Origin of the sequence: Actinoplanes utahensis, from assembly GCF_016862455.1 — a bacterium.
Lineage (GTDB): Bacteria > Actinomycetota > Actinomycetes > Mycobacteriales > Micromonosporaceae > Actinoplanes > Actinoplanes utahensis.
On sequence record NZ_BOMZ01000044.1, the window covers coordinates 64,019 to 83,768 of the forward strand.

Annotated in this window: 16 protein-coding genes; 7 read left to right on the forward strand and 9 right to left on the reverse strand. The window is 71.5% G+C overall.

What is annotated here, in order from left to right; translation table 11 throughout:
• Nucleotides 1–13 precede the first annotated feature (13 nt).
• Nucleotides 14–328, reverse strand: a complete 315-nt coding sequence (locus Aut01nite_RS16540; RefSeq protein WP_236642474.1) for an Rdx family protein — start codon at nucleotides 326–328, stop codon at nucleotides 14–16.
• Between the two features lie 130 nt (nucleotides 329–458).
• Between Aut01nite_RS16540 and Aut01nite_RS16545 the strand changes: the two genes are divergently transcribed.
• The 3 genes from Aut01nite_RS16545 (at nucleotide 459) to Aut01nite_RS16555 (ending at nucleotide 3,777) form a co-directional block, all read left to right on the forward strand.
• Nucleotides 459–1,286 (forward strand): SGNH/GDSL hydrolase family protein, encoded by an 828-nt coding sequence (locus Aut01nite_RS16545; protein WP_161790570.1) that lies wholly within the window; start codon nucleotides 459–461, stop codon nucleotides 1,284–1,286.
• Nucleotides 1,287–1,387: 101 nt separating this feature from the next.
• On the forward strand, nucleotides 1,388–2,203 hold the full coding sequence (locus tag Aut01nite_RS16550; RefSeq protein WP_043521844.1) for a hypothetical protein: 816 nt from the start codon (nucleotides 1,388–1,390) through the stop codon (nucleotides 2,201–2,203).
• The gene (locus Aut01nite_RS16555; protein WP_043521719.1) at nucleotides 2,200–3,777 is read left to right on the forward strand and encodes a hypothetical protein; all 1,578 of its coding nucleotides are present in this window, start codon (nucleotides 2,200–2,202) and stop codon (nucleotides 3,775–3,777) included. Before Aut01nite_RS16550 ends, Aut01nite_RS16555 begins: the two co-directional genes overlap by 4 nt.
• 9 nt (nucleotides 3,778–3,786) lie before the next feature.
• Here the strand turns inward: Aut01nite_RS16555 and Aut01nite_RS16560 are convergent, their stop codons facing one another.
• The 3 genes from Aut01nite_RS16560 to Aut01nite_RS16570 all read right to left on the reverse strand — a co-directional run bounded on the left by Aut01nite_RS16560 (nucleotide 3,787) and on the right by Aut01nite_RS16570 (nucleotide 7,405).
• Complete coding sequence (locus tag Aut01nite_RS16560; protein WP_152628446.1) at nucleotides 3,787–5,223, reverse strand: Fic family protein; 1,437 nt, start codon at nucleotides 5,221–5,223, stop codon at nucleotides 3,787–3,789.
• A gap of 81 nt (nucleotides 5,224–5,304) precedes the next feature.
• Nucleotides 5,305–6,444 (reverse strand): glycosyltransferase, encoded by a 1,140-nt coding sequence (locus Aut01nite_RS16565; protein WP_043521718.1) that lies wholly within the window; start codon nucleotides 6,442–6,444, stop codon nucleotides 5,305–5,307.
• Entirely contained in the window at nucleotides 6,434–7,405 is a 972-nt protein-coding gene (locus Aut01nite_RS16570) for a glycosyltransferase family 2 protein (protein WP_043521716.1), read from the reverse strand. The genes Aut01nite_RS16565 and Aut01nite_RS16570 overlap by 11 nt, the downstream gene beginning before the upstream one ends.
• 256 nt (nucleotides 7,406–7,661) lie before the next feature.
• Between Aut01nite_RS16570 and Aut01nite_RS16575 the strand changes: the two genes are divergently transcribed.
• Nucleotides 7,662–10,166: an HAD-IC family P-type ATPase gene (locus Aut01nite_RS16575; protein ID WP_043521715.1), complete on the forward strand. Its 2,505-nt coding sequence runs from the start codon at nucleotides 7,662–7,664 to the stop codon at nucleotides 10,164–10,166.
• 106 nt (nucleotides 10,167–10,272) lie between these two features.
• Here the strand turns inward: Aut01nite_RS16575 and Aut01nite_RS16580 are convergent, their stop codons facing one another.
• From Aut01nite_RS16580 to Aut01nite_RS16595, 4 genes are all read right to left on the reverse strand, one after another.
• The gene (locus tag Aut01nite_RS16580) at nucleotides 10,273–12,945 is read right to left on the reverse strand and encodes a type 1 periplasmic-binding domain-containing protein (RefSeq protein WP_043521713.1); all 2,673 of its coding nucleotides are present in this window, start codon (nucleotides 12,943–12,945) and stop codon (nucleotides 10,273–10,275) included.
• Nucleotides 12,946–13,180: 235 nt separating this feature from the next.
• On the reverse strand, nucleotides 13,181–13,732 hold the full coding sequence (locus Aut01nite_RS16585) for a GNAT family N-acetyltransferase (RefSeq protein ID WP_043521710.1): 552 nt from the start codon (nucleotides 13,730–13,732) through the stop codon (nucleotides 13,181–13,183).
• Between the two features lie 48 nt (nucleotides 13,733–13,780).
• On the reverse strand, nucleotides 13,781–14,227 hold the full coding sequence (locus Aut01nite_RS16590; protein ID WP_236642473.1) for a hypothetical protein: 447 nt from the start codon (nucleotides 14,225–14,227) through the stop codon (nucleotides 13,781–13,783).
• A gap of 9 nt (nucleotides 14,228–14,236) precedes the next feature.
• A complete protein-coding gene (locus tag Aut01nite_RS16595) occupies nucleotides 14,237–15,064 on the reverse strand; it encodes an IS5 family transposase (RefSeq protein WP_043521708.1) in 828 nt (275 codons plus the stop codon).
• 870 nt (nucleotides 15,065–15,934) lie between these two features.
• On the opposite strand from Aut01nite_RS16595, the gene Aut01nite_RS16600 reads away from it, so the two are divergent.
• Together Aut01nite_RS16600 and Aut01nite_RS16605 are read left to right on the forward strand one after the other, a co-directional pair.
• On the forward strand, nucleotides 15,935–16,519 hold the full coding sequence (locus Aut01nite_RS16600; protein ID WP_043521841.1) for an RNA polymerase sigma factor: 585 nt from the start codon (nucleotides 15,935–15,937) through the stop codon (nucleotides 16,517–16,519).
• Nucleotides 16,516–17,460, forward strand: a complete 945-nt coding sequence (locus Aut01nite_RS16605) for a hypothetical protein (protein ID WP_043521707.1) — start codon at nucleotides 16,516–16,518, stop codon at nucleotides 17,458–17,460. Before Aut01nite_RS16600 ends, Aut01nite_RS16605 begins: the two co-directional genes overlap by 4 nt.
• A gap of 417 nt (nucleotides 17,461–17,877) precedes the next feature.
• Here Aut01nite_RS16605 and Aut01nite_RS16610 read toward each other — a convergent pair whose 3' ends face one another.
• Nucleotides 17,878–19,107 carry a macrolide family glycosyltransferase gene (locus tag Aut01nite_RS16610; RefSeq protein WP_373871498.1) on the reverse strand — a complete coding sequence of 410 codons (1,230 nt, stop codon included), beginning with the start codon at nucleotides 19,105–19,107 and terminating at the stop codon, nucleotides 17,878–17,880.
• Nucleotides 19,108–19,177: 70 nt separating this feature from the next.
• Here Aut01nite_RS16610 and Aut01nite_RS16615 point away from each other — a divergent pair, with 70 nt between their 5' ends.
• Nucleotides 19,178–19,747 (forward strand): TetR/AcrR family transcriptional regulator, encoded by a 570-nt coding sequence (locus Aut01nite_RS16615; protein ID WP_043521702.1) that lies wholly within the window; start codon nucleotides 19,178–19,180, stop codon nucleotides 19,745–19,747.
• The last annotated feature ends 3 nt before the right edge of the window (nucleotides 19,748–19,750 follow it).

Here is a 19,750-nt window from a genome sequence, read left to right on the forward strand (position 1 = left end):
TGGAATGTACCTTTCACGGTTGATCTCGCTTGTCCGAGTGAGCGTTCGAGTGACGGTCGGAGTGGCCCAGGCTGCGTTCCGGGGCGATCCGGTCCCGCACCAGCCGCTTGAGGTGCGCCAGGTCGGGGAAACCGCCCTCGGCCTTGCGCGACCACAGCGTCTCGCCGCCCAGCCGCACCTCGAAGACGCCGCCGATCCCCGGCACCAGCGCCACCTCGCCGAGCTCGGTGGTGAACGTGGTGAGCAACTCCTGAGCGGTCCACGCCGCCCGCATCAGCCAGCGGCACTGCGTGCAGTACTCGATCTCCAAACGTGGTTCTCGTGTCACAGCACAGCAGTATGCCGGAGTCCGGCGATCAGGCATGATTCCGGAAGATCAGTCCCGGCCGGCTGTCAGTGTCGTCTCAGCGCCGCTGTGACGGCACCGGCAGCCGGCCGGAATGTTGAATGGAGTGGCATTGAAGCGACGTTTGACCGCGGCCGTCGCCGTGGCGCTGGCCGCCGCGCTGAGCGCCTGTTCCGGCGACTCGGGCGAGAAGAGCGCCACCGGGGCGGTGCCGGCGACCGACTTCGTCGCGCTGGGTGACTCGTACGCCGCCGGGGTCGGCGCCGGGAACTACGGCGACGACAAGAACTGCATGCAGAGCAAGGACGGCGGCTACCCGCAGCTGTTCGTGAAGGCGCGCACCGCCGCCACGTTCGGCAAGGTCACCGATGTCTCCTGCGGCGGTGCGGTGATCAACGATGTGCGGTACGAGCAGCTGTCCGCCCTCAGCGACACCACGGGCTGGGTGACCCTGACCGTCGGCGGCAACGACGTCGGCTGGTCCACCACCGTCCAGCAGTGCCTGCTCGGCACCGACGCCACCTGCAAGGCCTCGGTGGAGCAGGCGGCGGCCAAGGCGCAGAGCACCCTGCCGGCCGCGCTCGACGACCTGTACACGGCGATCCGTGGCAAGGCGCCGAACGCGAAGGTGTTCGTGCTCGGGTACCCGCACCTGGTGGCCGAGCCGGGCAAGTCCGGCGTGTCCTGCGAGTCGCTGACCGACCCGCGGCGGGAGGCGCTGAACAAGGGCGCCGACTCCCTCGTCGAGATCATCAAGGCTCGGGTCGCCGCGCAGCAGGGCTTCACGTTCGTCGACGTGCGCCCGGCCTTCGAGGGGCACGGCGCGTGCACCGCCGATCCGTGGGTCAACGGGTTCACCGGCAACCTGGCCGAGGCGTTCCACCCGAACCCGGAGGGCTACCAGGCGTACCTCAAGGAACTGCTGGCCGTCGCCTCCTGAGGAGTCCCGGAGGGTGGCCTGGCGGCTGATCCACCCCGGCTCGCCACCCTCCGCTCATAGCGTGTTCGTATGACGTACGCCTCGCCGCGATGGGATGGGCCGTGCACCACGCGAACCACTACTACGGACACTCGTACGTGCTCGCCCGGTACTGCGGGTTCGACTCCGAACTGCCGCTGATCCGCGGCTACCTGCAGCACGGGTGGAACATCGGCGACGGGATGGCGCCCGACCACGAGTTCGTGCCGGGGATCCCGTCGTTCGTCTGGAGCGAACGGACCCGGCGGCGGGCCTGGTCGATGGGGCGGCGGCAGGTGTACGTGACCGGGGCGCCGTGGGCGTACCTGGTGGCGATGGACCCGCCGGCGCCGGAGGGCCGGGACGGGACCATCTACTACCCGTTCCACGGCTGGGAGGGCCAGCACGTCCAGGGCGACCACGACCGTCTGATCGACGAGATCCGCGACACCGAGGACGGGCCGGTCACCGTCTGCCTGTACTGGCAGGAGTACCGGACGCCGGCGGTGCGCCGCCGCTACCAGGAGGCCGGGTTCCGGGTGATCTGCCACGGCTACCGGGGTGGATGGTGGAAGGATCTGGACCCCGACTTCCTGGTACGGCAATACGCCGAGCAGCGCCGGCACCGCCGGGTCGCGTCGAACCGGCTGTGCAGCGCGGTCTTCTACGGGGTGCTGGCCGGCTGCGAGCCGGCCGTCTACGGCGACCCGATGCAACTCGACGGCGAACGCGACCTGTTCGGCGGGCGCTCCCGGATCCGCGGCCAGTGGGCCGCCCTGCACGGCGCCTCCGTCGACCTGGACACGGCCCGCGCCGTCACCGCCGACGAGCTCGGCGCCGACCGGCTCCTCTCCCCCGCCGAACTCCGTCACCTCTTCCACTGGCAGGCCGCGGCATGACCACCGACTCCCTCGACTCCGCCGGCGCGATGCCGCACTGGTCCGACCCGGATCCGGTGCGCGGGGCGGTCCTGCGCGACCTGCTCACCGGGGCGGGCGGCGACGTCCTGATCGTGGGGCCGCACGATCCGGCGCTCATCGACGCGGTCGCGGGCCGGGAGGTGACCGTGCTGGTGCGCGGGGCGCCGGACGCGCGGGCGCTGGCGGACCGCTACGCGGACCGGCCGGGTGTGCGGATCCGGTGCGGCAGCCTGGACGCGGTGGCGACGGGTGCGGCGTACGACACGGTGGTCGCTCTGGACGGTGTGGACCGTACCGGCTCCACCGAGTCCGCCGACCTGTCCTGGTCCGCCGCCGTCGCCCGCCTGCTCGCCGTCCTGCGCCCCGGCGGCCGGCTGCTGCTCACCGTCCGCAACCCGCTCGGCGTGGACCGCCTGCACACCGCCGCCACCCCCGACGACGCCGACTGGGCGGCCCCCGACGACCCGACCCGGCCGGCCGGACCGGAACCGCTGCGCGCCCACCTGCGCGACGCCGGCCTCACGGTGGCCCGGGACTACGCGGCGTACCCCGGTCCACGGGAACCCACCGCGCTGCTGAGCGAGACCGCCCTCACCGACCCGGACCTGCACGGCGTCCTCACCGCCGTCCTACGCCGCACCGGCCCGCCACCCGGCCCGCTGCTGGCCGATCCGCGCCCGCTCGCCGCCGACCTGCTCCGGCACCGCCTCGCCACCGCCCTGGCTCCCGCCTGGATCGTCGTCGCCACCCGCCCCACGGCTCTTCCGCCGGCCGAGGCGCTGCCCGAAACCCCGCCCGAGGCGCTGCCGGACACGCCGGCCGAGGCGCTGCCGGACACGCCGGCCGAGGCGCTGCCCGCGGCGCCCGCCGGCACGCTGTCCACGGCACTGCCCGACACGCTGCCCGAGGCGCTGTTCGCCGGGGGCCGGCTGCGGCGAACCGCTCACGGCTGGTCGTGGGATCCGTCCGGTGCCCCGGTCGCGGCCGGTCGCTGCCTGCACGACGCCCTGCTCGCCGCCGCCCGCAACGCCGACCAGCCGGAACTGCGCCGCCTCCTCACCGCCTGGCAGGCCGGCCCGTGCGCCACCATCGGCGCCGACGAGATCGTCCTCTCCGCCGACGGCGGCCTGCACCCGCTGCCCGCCCCCACCCGCCGCCCCGGCGGCCGCACCGAGGTGCTGCAGCGCCTGGCCGCCGCGCTGCACCAGGAGGGCGTCGCCCACCTGTGGCCGTTCGAGGGGACCACCGAGCTGCTGGCCGCCCTGTCCGGCATCGACCTCGCCCCGTTCCCGGAACCGCCCGCCGTCCCGGAGACCTTGCGCGAGCTTCGCGACGCGCACGACCGGCTCGCGCAGCGGCTGAGCGAGGCCCGAGCCCAACTGGCCTGGTACGAGCAGCGCACCGCGACCCTGCACCGCGACCTGGCTCGCGCCCACCGCATCATCGCGGTCCTCAAGGGCACCACCCCGGGCCGGGCCGCCAAGGCCGTCCTGGACGGCGCCCGCTCCGGCAAGCGCCTGGCCCGCGCGGCGATCCGCCGCCTGCGTCCCTGACCGGTCCCGTCACCCGCCGGCCGCCGCGCGCCGGCGGGTCTGCTCGATGAGCACGGCCACGAAACCGGCGAGCCCTTCGGCGCCGCGCGGGCCGGTCGCCGCCCAGCGGGTCATCAGCAGCGGCGCGGCCCGGTCCAGCACCACCCCTTCGCGGGCGAGCACGAAGTACAGCGCGAGCGCCGCCGAGCGGGCGTTGCCGTCGGCGAACGGGTGGAAGTGCAGGACGTCGAGGTACACCCGGGCGGCCCGGGACGGCAGCGGCACGGCCGGGTCGGTGGCCTCGGCGAGACAGTCCTCGAACTCCCGCGGCAGGTCGTCGCGGTACGGGTACCGCTCCCCTCCGTCCCGCGCCCAGGCGTCGGTGGTGCGGAACGGCGCGACGGCCACGGCGAGCACCTTCCGCTGCCATGTCGCGAGGCGCGCGAACGTGAGGGTCCCGCCCTCGGCCGCCTCCGCGTACACCAGGTCCAGCGCGGCCAGGGCCCGGGCAGCACCGTGCCGGTGCCGGGCGAGGTGCTCGCCGATGCCGTCGCGGGTCGTGCGCGCCGGCCCGGTGACATGCTCGGTCGCGTCCGCCCACCGGGCCGCCCGCCGCACGTCCCGCCAGGTGGCGAGGGCGTCGGGGGCCACCGGCGGCCGGACCCGCGGCGCCCGCGCGGCGGTGGGCATCTCGGTGCTGCGCCGGCTCGGCCAGTCCTGCGGCCAGGTGTCGGGCCAGGCGTCGTCCGCCGGCGGTGTGACGCCGGTGAGGGTGGCCGCCAGGGCCTCGGCGGCATCGCCCACCTCCACCCCCAGCGGGGAGATCGAACTGTAGAACCGCCCGCTGATCGCGTCGTCGATGAGCGCGTCGTGGTCCTCGCCCGGCACCTCGGCGACGGTGAGGAACCACTTCAGGGCCTGGGCGCAGATCGGGTACCAGTACTCGTCCGCGCCGGACCGGGCCGCGACCGTCGCGACCAGGGACGCGGTCGTGGCCTCCCAGGCGAGGAAGGCCGCGCGGGGTTCGGTGGGCAGCGGCAGGTGCCAGGTGAAGATCCCGGCCAGCTCCTCCAGGAAGGCCCGCCAGTCCAGCAACGCCCCGGCGACCGCGGCGAGCGTCTCCTCCGGCGTCGTGATCGAGTGCCGGGCGCCGTCCCAGCGCAGGACCAGCACGCCGTCATCGGTGCGCCCGGCCATCTGCGCGTTCCAGCCGCCGGCCCAGGAGCCGTAGTGCTCGACGAGCGCGACGGTCATCGCCCGCTGCCAGTTCCAGCGCGCGTCCTCCGCGGCGTGGTCGAAGACGCGGCCGGGTTCGTACCGGTAAGGCGCCGGCACGCCGCCGGCCGGGGCCACCGCCCGCACCACGTCCCGCACGGCGCCCGGGTCGAACGGGTGCCGGTCGGGGTCGACGTCCGCCCAGGTCAGGGTGTCGATCCGCAGTCGCGGATCATGAGGATCGATCGTCATCGCCGGCCATCGTGCCACGGCCCGGCCAGGGCGAGGGTCAGCGGCGGCGGGCGGCGGCCCGGCCCGGCCAGGGTGCGGGGGTCAGCGGCGGCGGGCGGCGGCGAGGACGGTCGATGCGGCCTCGTCGTAGAGATCTTCCAGGCGGCTGGTCTGGGTGTGCAGGTCGAAGCCGGCGGCGATGTGGTCGCGGGCGTGCGTGCCGAAGCGGCGGCGCAGATCGGCGTCGCCGAGCAGGCGGGTGAAGGCGGCGGCCAGGGCGGCCGGGTCGGCCTCCGGGACGAGCAGGCCGGTACGCCCGTCGAGGACCGCTTCCGGGATGCCGCTGTGGTGGGTGGCGACCACCGGCAGGCCCAGCGCGCCGGCCTCCAGGATGGTGGTGGGCAGGCCCTCGGTGTCGCCGTCGGGGGCGGTCTTCGACGGGGCGGCGAGCATCCGCGACTCGGCGAGGTGCCGCTGGACGGACTCGGGTGGCTGGCTGCCGACGAAGGTGGCGTCGACGCCCAGGCGCTCGGCCCGGTCGCGCATCGCGGGCAGCAGCGGGCCGTCGCCGATCAGCAGCGCGCGCGGGCGCGGCGAGTCCAGCCGGGCCAGGGCGGTGAGCAGGTCGTCGACGCCCTTCTTGGCGACGAACCGGCCGACGAAGGCGATGTCCCAGCGTTTCGCGACCATCGGGATCGCGGCGGGCACCGGGACGCCGGTGTAGTGCACCCGGACCTTGGCCGGGTCGGCGCCCCACCGCTCGGCGTGGCCCCGGATCACCTCGGAGACCGCGATGACCAGGGTGGCGCGGGCGAAGACGCCGCGCAGGTTGCGGCGGTAGCGGATGCCGTGCAGTCCGGGACTCTGCGGCTGACGGGTCACGTCGTGGCCGTGCACGGTGACGATCAGGGGCACGCCGAGCTGCTGCGCGGTGCGGCTGACCAGCCAGCCGTCGCCGCCGAAGTGGGCGTGCACCAGCTCCGGCCGGGTCTCGGCGAGCACGCCGCGGAGCCGGGGGCTGGCGCCGGACAGCCGCAGCCGCAGGAACTCCCGGCGGCCGGCGGGCCCGTCCGGGAAGGTGATCACGTCGTCCGGTCGGGCCAGCGCCGAATCCACCCGGGTGGCCCCGACATAGGTCGGCGACCAGCGGCTCAGCGCGTCGCCCTGGGCCCGGATGAACGTCTCCGACCCGAGCAGCAGGGCGCTGCGCCAGATGGCGACCCGCCGGCGATCAGGCGACATCGACCGGCTCGCGGGCTTCGGTGGTGGTGGAGCGGCGGCCGACGACCAGGTCCCGCAGACGGTGCCGCAGGGCCGGCGGCAGCGCCCAGATCTGCAGGTGGGTGAGGTAGTCGAGGGTGCCGGGCCGGCCGTTGCGGCGGGCCTCGGCGAGCAGTTCCCGGAAGTGGCGGCGCTGCCGGGACGGGGCCGCCATGGAGCTGAGCACGCTGAGGGCGAAGGCCGCGTACGCCCGCGGGGTGAACAGGTGGCGGCTGCCGCGGAGCCACTCCAGCTGCTCCTCGTACGGGTTCTGCAGGCTGATCCGCTCCCGGTCCTCGTCCTGGTGCCAGAGCACCAGCGGCTCCGGGGCGTAGATCAGTTCCACGTCGTCCTCCCGGATCACCCGCAGGGCCCAGTCCAGCTCCTGCTGGCGGCGCAGGTCCTCGGTGAACGGTATCCGGCGCAGCAGTTCGGTGGGCGCCAGGATGGTGGAGGTCTGGATGAACCCGTCGCCGTAGAAGAGGCCGCGCCGGACGGTGAAGTACTCGCTGAGCGGCTCGCCCGGGCCGGGCAGCCGGCGCGGCATGATCGAGTCGGCGCGCGGGGTCCGGTTGATCAGGCGGCTGGCGACGACCGGCAGGCGGGCGGCGGATGCGGCGGCGAGGCCGAGTTGCACCGCGATCTTCTCGGGCAGCCATTCGTCGTCGTCGTCGAGCAGGGCGGTGTACCGGCCCCGGGCCGCGCGGGCGCCGACGTTGCGGGCGTGCGGGGCACGGCCGCGTTCCGGCAGGACGATCACCCGCAGCCGGGGGTCGCCGATGCCGGCCAGGGTTCGCGCGGTGTCCTCGTCCGGCCCGTCGACCACGACGACCACCTCGAGATCGCGGTGGGTCTGGGCGAGGGCGCTGCCGACCGCGCGGGCCGCCAGGTGCGGGCGGTTGCACGTCGGGATGACGACGCTGACATCCGGTTCAGCAGACATGTCGACTCGCTTACGCAGGAAGGGGAACCGCGGCGCAGCCGGGCGCGGTCGAGTCGACGCTAGGGGCGCCGGACGGCGGAACAGTTAATTGCGGGCAGCGAGCGGCGAGCAACATCGTGACGCTTGGTGCACGGAAAACAAACATACGGTGGCCGGCCTGTCCGCCGGGATGAAATCCACACGTCCTTTTGACGCTTATTGCCGGGATGGCGTGCCTTCTGGACGTTTAGGGTGATCATCGGGGGCTACGAAGCGGATGGAACAGGTGATGCTCGCGCCGGCCGGTGGACTGACCACGGCGGAGGCGGAGGCACGGCGCCGGCGGGGCGAGTCGAACACCGCCGTGCAGGGCGGCACCCGCGGCTACGCGGAGATCCTGCGGACCAACGTCTTCTCCTTCTACAACCTGATCCTGTTCGTCATCGGCGGGGCGCTGCTGGCGCTGGGCCGCTACAGCGACGCCCTGATCAGCGTCGGCCTCGGCCTGATCAACGCGGTGATCAACGCGAGTCAGGAGATCCGGGCCAAGCACAAACTGGACCGGCTGCAACTGCTCGACCGGACCGGGGTACTGGCGATCCGGGACGGCCGGGAGATCGAGATCGCCCCGGACCGAGTGGTCCGCGGAGATGTGCTGCGGATCCGGCCCGGCGACCAGATCGTGGTGGACGGCCCGCTGCTGGACGGCGGCCGGCTGGAGGCCGACGAGTCGCTGCTGACCGGCGAGTCCGACCCGGTGGTCAAACATCCCGGCGACGATCTGCGGTCCGGCAGCCTGTGCGTGGCCGGGGACGGCCACCAGGAGGCCCGCGACGTCGGGGCCGGCAGTTACGCCGGCCGGCTCACCGCCGAGGCCCGGCGCAGCACCACCGACAAGACGCCGCTGCAACGCCGCATCGAGTTGATCGTGCGCCTGGTGATGGCGCTGACGGCCCTGATGAGCGGCTGCATCCTGGCGCAGGCGGCCCTCGAGGGCTTCAGCGTGCTGCGGGTCGTGCAGATCACCGCGGTGCTGTCCGGGCTCGTACCCTATGGCCTGTTCTTCCTGATCGCCCTCGCCTACACCGCCGGGGCCGTCCGGATCGCCCGGCACGGCGCGCTGGTGCAGCAGGTCAACGCGGTCGAGTCGGTCAGCAACGTGGACGTGGTCTGCACCGACAAGACCGGCACGCTGACCACCGGGCAGCTCGGCCTGGAGGAGATCGTGCCGCTGGGCGAGCACGAGTACAGCGAGGCGGCCGAGGCCCTCGGCGGGGTCGCGCACAACTGCGCCAGCCCCAACCTGACCGCGATGGCGATCCTCGGCGCGCTCAGCGGGCCGGTCTGGGAGGTACGCGACGAGGTGCCGTTCTCGTCGTCGCTGCGCTGGTCCGGAGTGGTCACCACGGACGGCACGTGGGTGCTGGGCGCCCCGGACGCGCTCGCCGCCCGGCTGCGGCAGCCGCTGCCGGCCGGCGAGGTGGCCGAACGGGCCGGCCGAGGGCTGCGGGTGCTGCTGCTGGCCCGCGCCGACGAGGGGCTGCGCGACGCGGCGGGACGGCCGGACCTGCCGATGCTGGAGCCGGTGGCGCTGGCCGTGCTCGCCGACGAACTGCGCCCGGAGGTCGTCGAGACGGTGGCCCGGCTGCACGCCGACGGGGTGCAGATCAAGGTGCTGTCCGGCGACGATCCGCGGACCGTCGCCGCGATCGCCGCCCGGGCCGGGATCGCCGCCGCCGAGCCGGTCCCGGGCGCCGCCCTGGACGGCCTCGACGATCCCGCGCTGGACGAGATCGTCGCCCGGACCAGCGTCTTCGGCCGGGTCGCGCCGGAACACAAGGAACGGATCGTGCGCTCGCTGCGCCGCCGGGGCCGCTACGTCGCGATGATCGGCGACGGGGTCAACGACGCCCGTGCCCTCAAGCAGGCGCACGTCGGCGTGGCGATGCGCTCGGGCAGCGCGGTGACCCGCGACGTCGCCGACATCGTGCTCGTCGACGACAGTTTCGCGGCGCTGCCGCCGGCGCAGCACGAGGGCCGGAAGATCATCAACGGGATCGGCGTGTCCCTCTACGTCTTCCTGGCCCGGGTGGCCAGCCAGGGCCTGGTGATCCTGGCGGTCACCATGCTGGGGCTGTCGTTCCCGTACTCGCCGACGCAGGTCGGGCTGACCATGTTCACCGTCGGCATCCCCACCGTGTTCCTCACCATGTGGGCCAAGCCGACCCCGCCGGACCCGCACATGCTGCGCAACCTGGTGCGGTTCGTGACGCCGGCCGCCGTGGTCACCGCCACCTTCGGCACCGCGATCTACACGATCCTCTACTCGATGATCAAGCACGGGTTCAGCTCCGGCCGCACCCCGGAACGGATCATCCACGAGTTCGAGCGGTCGACCGGCCTCACCTACGCCGTCGACGCCGACTTCACCGAGGCCGCCGCGACGATCCTGGCGCAGACCGGCCTGTCGACGTTCTTCTGCTTCGCGTCGTTCCTGCTGATCAACTTCCTGCAGCCGTACTCGCGGGTGTTCGGCGCCTGGACCCGGCGGACCGGCGACCGGCGGCCCGTCTGGCTCGTCGCCGGCCTGTGCCTGACCTTCAGCGCGGTGCTGAACGTGCCGTTCCTCTGGGAGTACTTCGGCCTGATGAAACCGTCGAAACCGGTGTTCTTCGTGGTGCTGCCCGCGCTGATCCTCTGGTACCTGTCGCTGACGGTGATGTTCCGGCTGCGCCTGTTCGACCGCCTGCTCGGCCTCGACTTCGCCGACGAGAAGGACTGAAGAGCTTTTCCTCAGGTACGGGGTACGCGTGCCGACTGTCGTCCCCGTGCCGGCCGGCTGCCCTGGGGGGTCTCGGCAGCCGGCCGGGCCTCCTGCCGTGCCGGGGTCAGGACGCCGAGTCGGCCGGGCAACCCGGTTCGGGGTCCCGCTCGGCGGCCGGGATCGTCCCGCAGTACATCTCCAGCTGCGAGACGCCCTTCTCGTCGACACGCATCACCAGCATCGCCTTGTTCGCCGGCAGCTGCGGGCTGGTCCCGCCGCGGGAGAAGTCGATGATCCCGGTGACCCCGGACACCTGCGCGTCCTCGCCGGTCAGGCCGTTGAGCCCCTGAAGCAGCGCCTGCGGCGTGACCCGCCCCTCGAGGGTGGAGAGCGCGCTGACCCGGACCGCGGCCAGCCACAGCGTGGTCATCGCGTCCCAGCCGAACATCGCCCGCGACGCCTGCCCGCTCTCGCACACGTCGCCGTAACCCGCGGCGCGGTAGGCCCCGAAGAACCGGACCCGGCCCTCGACGGTGGCGCAGTCGGCGCCGAAGACCCGGCTGCTGGCCGGGGCCATGTAGTACAACGGCAGGCCGGGATAGCCGCTCAGACCGCCGAACAGCGCGAACTCGGTGGTCGCGTCACCGGCCAGGATGTCCGGATAGCGGTCCGGGCAGGCGGTCGCCATGCCCTGCAGGAAGCGGCCGAAGTCGTCCGGCCGCCCGGCGAAGAACACCAGATATCCCGGCCGGCCCGGGCAGGCGTCCTGGCCGAGCAGGGTCACGTCGGAGCCCTCGGTCCCCGGCAGCGTCCGGTACGGCGTGATCGCGGCCGTGGCGATGCCCCGTTTCCCGAACTCCTGCGCCACGTCCTCGGCCAGATTGCGGCTGTAGAGGTCGGCCGGATCGCCGGCGTAGTAGACCGTCGCCTCGGTCGCCTTGCGCACCTTCTGCGCATAGAAGGCGGCGACCTCGGCCTCCCGCCGGTTGTCCGGCCCGACCTGGTGATAGGAGACCACCTTGGTGGTCAGGCTGTCCGCCGACAGCAGCGTGCCCAGCGTGGGGATGCCCGCCGCGTCGAGCTCCCGCATCGCCTCCTCGGTCCCGGCCCGGCTGATCCCCAGACCGGCCACCGCCACGATGCCGAGCCGGGGCGCCACCCCGGCGATCAGGCGGGCCGCCTGCCCGCCGTGGTCCATCTGGTCGCCCCCGTTGGCCAGCAGCAACCGCACCGGCACCGTCGAGTTGACCGTCTCCCGCTGGGCCGAGGCCAGCCCGCGCAACTCCTCCAGAGCCGCCTGGTAACCGCCCAGCGTGGTGTTGGTGAGCGTGCTCAGAAAGACCACGGTGACGTGCCCGGGCCGCTCCAGCACTCGCGCGTTGGTGTCCGCGATGTCCGCCTCCACCCGCTGCAACTGCCCGGCCACTGCCGGGTCCACGCCGGGCGCGTCGTCGAAGAAGCGGTACCGGCCGCCGGAGAGCCCGACGCACTGGCTCCCGGTGCTCGCGAACGGCTCCCGGTGCAGGGTGCTCACCGTGCCCGGCCACCAGTACGCCTCGCACCGGTTGTGGTTGTACCAGGGCACCACCGCCAGGACCGCCACCAGCAGCGCCGGCAGCGCGAGGGCCATCCACGGCGCCCGCCTGCGGGGCAACCCGAACTCCTCGATGTCGTCCAGGCCGTCGGTCTCCTCCGGGGCCGCCGGCAGCCGCAGCGACATCTCGGGCGTCCACGGGCTGTCCCCGCCGTGATCCCGGTACGGCGCCTTCCACTTCCGGTACGCCGCCTGGGTGTCGCGCGCGGTGTACGGATGCCCCTCCGCCGTGCCGCGCCGGTTCGTGACCACGAGCAGCAGCTCCGAACGTGGTCGTGGACGGGTCCACCCGTGCCGTTCCGGCAAGCGGTTGAGCAACCGGATCAGCCGCGGCGCGGTCGTCGCACGGTCGTCGAGTAGCGCCACCGGATAGCCGGTCCGCCACCGGCCGCGGCCGAACAGACGGTCGCGCCGGTAGGCGGTCCGCAGGTCCTGCATGAACGCGTCGGCGAGCAGCTCCTCGGCCCGCGCCCGGCCGGCCTCGTCGTCGAAGTCACCCTCGGCGAACCGCACGGCCAGCTCGTAGAAGCTGTTCGTCGCGGCGATCTCGTGCCGGGCGAACCAGCGGGGCGGGCGCCAGGTGGCCCGCATCATCGCCAGACCGGCCAGTGGCACGGTGTGCGCCGTCAGCCGCACCCACCACGGGAAGTCGCCGATCGCCTCGGCCAGGCCGTCGACGAAGTTGCCGGTGCCCAGCCGTTGCCGCAGATGCCAGGTCAGCTGCCCGGCCAGATGCCGGCGTTTCTCCGCCTCGGTCCACTCCTGGTCCGCGGCCGGCGGCGTCACCACCGGCCGGGGGTCGGCGACGGCCGGTTTCTGCGCGTTCCGGAATCGCGTCAGGTGCAGCAGCCACAGGGCGAGGCCGTAGTGCGGGAAGCTCAGCCGCCGGCCGACCGGGCTGCTCTTGGACAGGTCCTTGACCAGGATGTCGAGCAGGTCCTCGACGGACGGCGGATCGTTCTTGGGCCACGGCGGGGCGGCCAGCGCCACCGGGGCGCTCCGCGCGGTGCGCAGCCAGACCCGGATCGCCGGCAACGGGTCCGGGCTTTCGTCGGAGGTCCGGACCAGCTGCAGCACGGGCAGAATCTCCTCGCGGCCCCACCGCCAGGGCCGCCGCACCCGCTTCCCGATCAGTCTCAGCACGTTGCGCCAGCCCGCGAACCGCAGGCCCGCGGGATCCTCGATGGAAAATTTCCGGCTCACTGGCTCGCCCCTCTCCCCCGGCAAGGCGGCAGATCCTCCATTGTGCTCGGATCACGCCGATCCGTGAAGATCCGGTCACCCGCCGTCGGCGGCCTCACCCGGCGGCGGAGACACGTCCAGGTTCTTCCGTCTGGTTGTCACGGTTGTCTCGGCGGCTCCGAGACAGCCGCGAGAGCCAGCCGGAAGTCCACGTCGACGGAACGTCGATCCCTGGCGGGCACAGAGGCACGTCCGATCAGCCGGGGTGCCGCATCACCCAGATCGGCAGCGGCTCGCCGACCTCGGCCACCACCTCCCACCCGGACCGGCGGTAGATCTCGACGTTGACCGCGGTGCTGGTCTCCAGCACCGCCGGCAGCCGGTCCGCGGCGGCCCGGCGCAATCCGGCCGCCATCACGGCCCGGCCCAGGCGGCGCCCGGCGGCCGCGGGATGGGTGCCGAGCACGCCCAGGTACCAGTACGGCTCGTCCGGCAGCGCCGCGTGCACCGCCTCGTCGTACGCCTTCACCCGCGCCCGGGCCTCCGCCGGGACGTCCAGCTCACCCGCCGGGGTGCCGCCGCCCGGCGGTTCCCAGATCGCCGTGGACATCCCGCCGGCCACCGTCCAGACGGTGCCCCGGCCGACCCGCTTGTCGAAGAGGTGCCCGAAGAAGGCCGCCGCCTGCTCCGGATAGTCCTCGTCGGCCGGGAAGAGGAACCGCAGCACCGGGTCCGCGGCGAACGCCGCCACCAGCGAGTCGACGACACGGGGACGGTCAGCGGCGGAGGCCACCATGATCTCGGTCATCCTAGGAGGCTAGCTATCTCACCGCCCCGGCTGGTTCTCCGGGCTGCCTCAAGGCCATTGAGACAGCCCTGAGAGGACGTTCCGGGAGGTTAGGTCCGTTTCTGGATCAGGGCGACGATTCCGGGCTGTTCCTCTGTCACGATCTCGCGATTGACCAGGCGTTTCAGCTTGGCTCGGGTTCCTTCGACGTGTTTCGGTAGTGGTTCGATGTCCAGGGCGAGGCAGACGTCCTTGGCGCATGCCGCCGGTCGCGGCGCTCAGGATCGCGAGGATCTGCTGGTAGCCGGAACTGACGATGGTGGGGTCGTCGGCGGTGAACTCGGTCGCGGCGAGGTGTTGCAGCATGGTACGGGTGGTCGCAAGATCGGCCAGTTCCCGGTCGATACGGGTGAGCTCGGTCGAGAGCAGGGCGATCTGCTCGCGCAGGCGTCCGGCGGTCGTTGCTGCGGTGGTCTCGCGTTCGCCGATGAGGGTGAGGATCGTGTCGAGGTGCACCGGCGGCCCTTACGTGTTGCGCCAGGTCGGGGCGGTGGTGCCGGTCAGCCGGTGGACCATGCCGGCCATCGACGCCCACAAGGTTCGTGACACCGAGGATTCGGGGCGGCTCTCGTATTCGCGGGCCAGGCGGCGGTGCAGCATGAGGGTGCCGTAGACCTGCTCGACGATCCACCGTTTCTTGACCGGCACGAACCCCGGCTGGGTGTCGGTGCGTTTGACGACTTCGACGTCGATGCCCAGCACGGCGCCGTGCACGCCGACGTCCTGCTTGAACCCGGCGTCGACCCAGGCCACGGTCACCGTCGGGGTATGTGCCGCGACCTTGTCCAACAGTTTGATGCCGATCGCGTTGTCGGTGACCGACGCAGCGGTCACCACCGCGATGATCAGGCCGAGGGCGTCCACGGCCAGCCCGCGTTTGCGGCCCGGAACCTTCTTGCCGGCGTCCTTGCCGGTGGTGGCCGCGGGAACATGGTTCGCGGCCCGGATCGACTGGGTGTCCACCGCGACCGCGGTCGGATCCTCACGGCGGCCGGCGCTCTCCCTCGCCTGGCAGCGCAGCAGGTCATGGATTACCTGGTCGGTGCCGTCGTCACGCCACCACGCGAAGTAGTAGTAGGTGGTGGACTTCTGCGGCAGGTCGTGCGGCAGATATGCCCACTGACAGCCGGTGCGGGTCTGGTAGAGGATCGCGTTCACGATCTCCCGCAGATCATGGTCACCAGTGCGGCCGGCTACCGAAACGCGCTTGGCCCGCCAGGCTTCCAGGAACGGGCCGAGCAACGCCCACTGCGCATCGGTCACGTCGCTGGGGTACGGCTTTCGATCACCCATGACCGGGCCAACGCGCAGCTACCACCCCGGTCGTGACCGGGATTCATCTTTCACGCCATCGAGTGATCACTATCTACAGCGAACCCGCAGAATGTTCTCCAAACGGACCCAACGCATAGATCAACCTGAAGGATGTCGAACCTCCTCTCCGACCACCACGCGGTCCAAGTGCGGCCACGTACCCAAATCAGGCACCGTTCCAGTTACACGCGGCCTAGACATCGACTGACCTACATGCAATTTGATCATTTAACAACATCCATACAGGAGCCAGGAGCAGACCGATAACGGGATGCCCCACCACCGCTTCAGCAGCCGGAATCAACAGCCTGGCAACGCGACTGAAGGCTGCAAAGTTAGCAACTAAAATGGGCTCCTTATGGAGCGCTTTCTCTGCACGGTCGGCGGCCCTTCAGGAAAACTCTGAGGGGCCGCCGAAACGCGTGGCAAGACGATGGACCCCCTAATACAGGACGTCATTCCTGGGGTTGCAGACATGCTCACCGCTGCCAGTATTGATCCGGTCCGTCAGCTGGCCGAACCGGCCTTTGGTTGCCGGACTAGTACGCGCCGACGTTCCCCAACCATGCCTGCCTTCTCAGGTTGAGGATGGCCGTAGTCATCCTCAGTACATTGCTTCGCCGCTGCCGGACGATCATGGGGTTCGCATGCGTTCCGATGGTAGATGCGCTTGAAGCATCGCCGAGACCGGTGGCGGACGCCGGACCGGGCCGTCCCGGACCTCTGGTGGCCGTTGCCGTTGTCGGCCGAGCGGCGTGAACCGGCCAGCGTCGAGATGGCGAGACATCACAACATTGCTCACGTGACTGGAGGACCGAGTATGGCTTCAACGAGACGGCGTCGCCGGTGATGCTGAACATGGGCCAACGCGAATCCGACTCTGCCGTAATCGAGGCGTCAGGCCGCGACCCGGAGATGTTCGGACTCATCTATGATCGGTACGCGGCGATGCTGTACCGGTTTGCCTTCCGGCGCCTTGGCGCGGAGGCGGCCGAGGACGTGGTGGCGGAGACTTTCCTGGCAGCATTCCGGCGGCGGGCCAGTTACGACATCGACCGCGCCGACGCCCGGCCCTGGCTATTCGGGATCCTGGTCAAGGAGATCAGCCGGCACCACCGTATCGAGGACGCGCGATTGCGCGCGGCCGCCGCTTTGAGGGCTCCGCGGAACGACGAGGGCCTGGCCGACCGGGTAGCGGAAGTGGTCAGCGCAGGCGCCGCCGGCGGTGTGCTGGCGGCGGCCTTGGCTGAGCTGAAGGGCCGCGACCGCGACGTGCTGCTGCTGATCGCGTGGAGCGATCTCAGCTACGACGAAACCGCAACCGCCCTCGGCATCGCGATCGGGACCGTGCGCTCCCGGCTGAACCGTGCTCGCCGCCAGATCCGTGAGGCGTTGGGCAGTACTGACCCGACCCGCATGACGGAGGAATCATGACCGACGAACTGCACCTGCTCGACCGGCTCGGCACCCAGCTCGATCCGCCGGACGGCCCGTCCGCGGCGTTGCGCTCCCGCGTCATGGCGGAGTTCGTGGCCGACGGCACGCTGCCGCATGCGACAACTCCGCTGCCGCGTCGAGGCGCCCTTGCTAGCTGGATGCGTCAGCTGCGTTCGCCGGAATCCACGACCCGGTCCTGGTGGCTGCTGCCAGGGCTGGCAGCAGCCGTAGCGGCGGTTTTGGCCGGGCCCTTCATCGTGGGCCTCTGGCCGGAAGGTGGGCCGCGGACCGGTCCGGCACCGGATTCCGCACCTGCGACCTTCGCGCCCGGCGCCACCGCGGCACGCGCGGTGGACACGTCCGTCTTCGGCAAGGCCGGCTCCGATCGCTCCGATTACATGGTGTTCAAAAGCCCGGAGACTCTGGCGGCGGACAAGAACGTCACGGCGGTATTCGCCGGACAGGTCGTGGGATTTACTCAGGGACGGGCGCTATCCGGTGATGGATTAGAACAAAAGCACGTCGTCATGAAAGTCTCGGTAAGTAAGGCCATCAAAGGGCCGGACGGCGATGGAGGCTTCGCGTACGTCGAAATGCCCCAGCCGATCTGCGCCCGCAACGTCCCGTGTTCAACCGTTGCAGACTTCAACAAGGCTGTCCCCACCGGCACGAAGGTCATGGTTTTCGGAGAGGACGCCACAGAGGTGGCGCCTGCCGGCGGACGGTTCTCCAACAACCAGGCAGGCCGGCCGGCCGACGCCCGCCTCATCCAGCCGACTCCCCAGGGCCTGCTCTTTGAGAGCGCAACTGCCGAAGGCTCGACCATCGTGGGCGCCTATGAGAAGGTCGAAGATATGCCAATCGGATGGCACAAAGATCTTCCAGCCGGAATCAACGGCCTGGCAACGCGACTGAAGGCGGCTCAGATTGACAACTGATACAGCCGTGAACTGATCTGAGCGGCCACTGGCCCGCAACGCAGACAAGTGCGTGCTCAATCCTAGTGGCGTCAAACCCGAAGGGGCTCTCGCCAGTCTGTGACCTGCGAGAGCCCCTTCGCTTTCGGTCTGACAGGATTCGAACTTAGAGGCCGGTTACAAATGGCTAAAGCCGTTCCATGAACGCACTATTACCGTGCCCTGCCCGCATACATCCCGCCATGACCAGGGCAAAGACGGCGCAGGGGCCGCCACGGTTGGGCCGGTAGGTCGCTCGGTTGATGGTGGATGAGCCCTCCGCCGGTTCGGCGCTCTCCGCCGACAGGGCGCCTGAGCAGCAAGCCTGCGTCACCTTGGAAAAGTGAAACGTACCCGAGCGTCCCGAATCGCCCTCTGAGAACCAGCCGGGGTGTTCGCTCAGGCGGTGAGCAGTTCGGCTTCGACGAGGTCGGCGGCCCGGTCGGCGCCACCGGCCTCCCGGGCCTGACGTCGCAGCTCGGCGCTGCGGGCGAGAACCACCGGATCGCCGGTCAGCTCGAGCAGCGCGGATCGGAGCTCGGCGGCCGTCACGGTGGCGCCGTCGACGACCCGGGCGACACCGAGTGCGGCCAACTGCTCCGCGTTCGCGAACTGGTCGGCGGCCTGCGGGACGGCGATCATCGGGGTCCCGCAGTAGAGACCCTCACTGCTGCCGCCCATGCCCGCGTGGGTGACGAAGGCGTCGGCCTGCTCCAGGACGGCGAGCTGCGGCACCCAGGAACGCACCTCGACACCGTCCGGCACCTCGCCCAGCTCGGCCGGGTCGACGTGCTTGCCGATCTGCAGGACGGTGTGCCAGCCGGGCAGGTCACCGAAGGCGGCGATCGCGCGCCGGTAGAACTCCGGCTGCCTGGTGAACTCGGAACCGAGCGAGACCAGCAGAACCTTCTCCGCGCCGGCCGGGCGGGCCCAGGAGCCCTGATGGGAACGGTCGCCGAGGACCGGGCCGACGAAGCTGTAGACCGAGCGGTCCACCCGGTCCGCGTTCGGCTGGAGGGCCTCCGGCGGCAGGACCAGGCCGCGTACGGGACGGCCCTGGAACGCCATGCTGTCGGTGACCGAGGAGCCCTCCGTGGTCAGCCACTCGGTGAACCGCCGGTAGTAGCCGGCGCCGCGCGGGTCGGCCCGCATCGCCTCGACGACCGGCGCCATCTCCTCCTCGTAGCCTTCCCAGGCCACGAACGTCGACGACAACTGGACGGCCCGAATGCCCCACTGCTCGCCGAGGAGCCGGGCCGGGGCACCCGCGATGTCGTACAGGAAGAGGTCCGGCTTGTCGTCCCGGTAGGCGGCCCGTAGCTGCGGCAGCATCGCGATCGCGTCGTCGAGGAAGAAGGTGAGCTGCTCGATCGGATCCTCGGTGCCGGCGCCGCCGTCGGCGGGGAGCTTCGACTCGTACGGCTTCAGCTCCGCGCCGGCGCCCTCGACGACATCGGCGAACCGGGCGTCGTTGGCGTAGGTGACCCGGTGACCGCGCCGGACGAGGGTGCGCACGATCTCCAGGCTCGGATTGACGTGCCCGTGGAACGGGATGCTGACGACGGCGATATGCGCCATGGGTTCTCTCCTCATGCGGCTTGCAACAAGACGAGACGTTGCGTCTCGCATGGAACACAGCCTCACACGTCGTCTCGCCGCCGTCAAGACGAGACGTTGCGTCTCGTTATAGAATTTCGGCGTGACGCCCCGACGCAACGAGAACTCCCGCCGCGCGATCCTCACCGCCGCGCTGGAGCTGCTGACCGAGACCGGCTACACCGCCGTGACCATCGAGGCCATCGCCGCCCGCGCCGGCGTCGGCAAACAGACCATCTACCGCTGGTGGCGCGGCAAGGGCGCGGTGATCCTGGACGCCCTCACCGACGGCCTGCCCGATGTGATCGAACTGCCCGACAGCGGCGACCTGCGCACCGACCTGCGCGAGGTCCTCCGGGCCACGGTCGCCGAGTTCGCCGACCCGCGGATGTCCGCCACCACCCGAGCCCTCACCATCGAGACCCTCGCCGACGACGACCTGGCCGCCCAGGTCCGCGACCGCCTGCTGCGCCCCCAGCTCGACGCCGTCCGCGCCCGCCTCGCCTCCGCCCGCGACGCCGGCCAGGTCCGCCCCGACGCCCCCTTGGACCAGGTCGTCGAGTTGCTGTTCGGGCCGCTCTACCACCGCTGGCTGCTGCGCAACGGCCCGCTCACCGACACCTACGCCGACGGCATCGTCGACCTGACCCTGGCCGCCGTCACCCCGCGTTGACCC

Coding starts and splice junctions, on each gene's coding strand:
- Aut01nite_RS16570 (WP_043521716.1), bottom strand. CDS start 7,405: ATGTCTGCTGAACCGGATGTCAGCGTCGTCATCCCGACGTGCAACCGC.
- Aut01nite_RS16595 (WP_043521708.1), bottom strand. CDS start 15,064: ATGGGTGATCGAAAGCCGTACCCCAGCGACGTGACCGATGCGCAGTGG.
- Aut01nite_RS16555 (WP_043521719.1), top strand. CDS start 2,200: ATGACCACCGACTCCCTCGACTCCGCCGGCGCGATGCCGCACTGGTCC.
- Aut01nite_RS16600 (WP_043521841.1), top strand. CDS start 15,935: ATGCTGAACATGGGCCAACGCGAATCCGACTCTGCCGTAATCGAGGCG.
- Aut01nite_RS16585 (WP_043521710.1), bottom strand. CDS start 13,732: ATGACCGAGATCATGGTGGCCTCCGCCGCTGACCGTCCCCGTGTCGTC.
- Aut01nite_RS16610 (WP_373871498.1), bottom strand. CDS start 19,107: ATGCGAGACGCAACGTCTCGTCTTGTTGCAAGCCGCATGAGGAGAGAA.
- Aut01nite_RS16575 (WP_043521715.1), top strand. CDS start 7,662: ATGGAACAGGTGATGCTCGCGCCGGCCGGTGGACTGACCACGGCGGAG.
- Aut01nite_RS16565 (WP_043521718.1), bottom strand. CDS start 6,444: ATGTCGCCTGATCGCCGGCGGGTCGCCATCTGGCGCAGCGCCCTGCTG.
- Aut01nite_RS16605 (WP_043521707.1), top strand. CDS start 16,516: ATGACCGACGAACTGCACCTGCTCGACCGGCTCGGCACCCAGCTCGAT.
- Aut01nite_RS16560 (WP_152628446.1), bottom strand. CDS start 5,223: ATGACGATCGATCCTCATGATCCGCGACTGCGGATCGACACCCTGACC.